Source organism: Vibrio sp. YT-19(2023) (assembly GCF_033337395.1).
Window position 1 is genome coordinate 1 of record NZ_JAWOQN010001145.1, and the last position, 518, is coordinate 518.

Here is a 518-nt window from a genome sequence, read left to right on the forward strand (position 1 = left end):
CGGCGGTCCACTTATAAACCAAAGTTTAGCGATGCTTCGCCGGGCAGGTTGCTCTGTACTAAGTTACCAACTTTGACTGTGTCGTTATCTGCGGCATGCAGAGGGGTTACCCAAGCGAGTACGCACATCGCGAACAAGGCAAAAAACGTTTTCAAAATGCTCATAACGCGCCTCCTATGGAACCGCTTGCGCTCGTTGGCATGTTGCCTTTGTTAGGTAAATTGTGATTACTTGGCGCATTGCTATCAGAGTTTGCGCTGAGAACTTCGATGCTCACACGACGGTTGGTTAGGCGCACGGCTGGCGTTTGTCCCTCATACAAAGGCAATGTGTCGCCAACAGATTTTGTTTGTACACGGTCTGACGCTACACCGAACACACTTAAGTATCGTTTAACTTGCTCGGCTCGTTCCTGTGCTAGTTTTTTATTGTGCTCAGGCGTACCCGTGACGTCCGCATGGCCAGTGACAACCAGAGACAGAGCGGGGTGGTCGCGCAGAATATAAGCAGCTTCTGCC

The 518-nt window shown here is 50.8% G+C and carries 2 protein-coding genes; both read right to left on the reverse strand.

Going from position 1 to position 518, the window contains the following annotated elements:
- Positions 1 to 11: 11 nt before the first annotated feature.
- Complete coding sequence (locus R7E78_RS30525) at positions 12 to 164, reverse strand: hypothetical protein (RefSeq protein ID WP_318059197.1); 153 nt, start codon at positions 162 to 164, stop codon at positions 12 to 14.
- Positions 161 to 518, reverse strand: a 358-nt coding sequence (locus R7E78_RS30530) for an OmpA family protein (protein WP_318059198.1), incomplete at its 5' end; no start/stop codon positions are given. The genes R7E78_RS30530 and R7E78_RS30525, both read right to left, overlap by 4 nt.

Excerpts from the sequence above, each read along its gene's own strand:
- R7E78_RS30525 (WP_318059197.1), bottom strand. The coding sequence starts at position 164 with ATGAGCATTTTGAAAACGTTTTTTGCCTTGTTCGCGATGTGCGTACTC.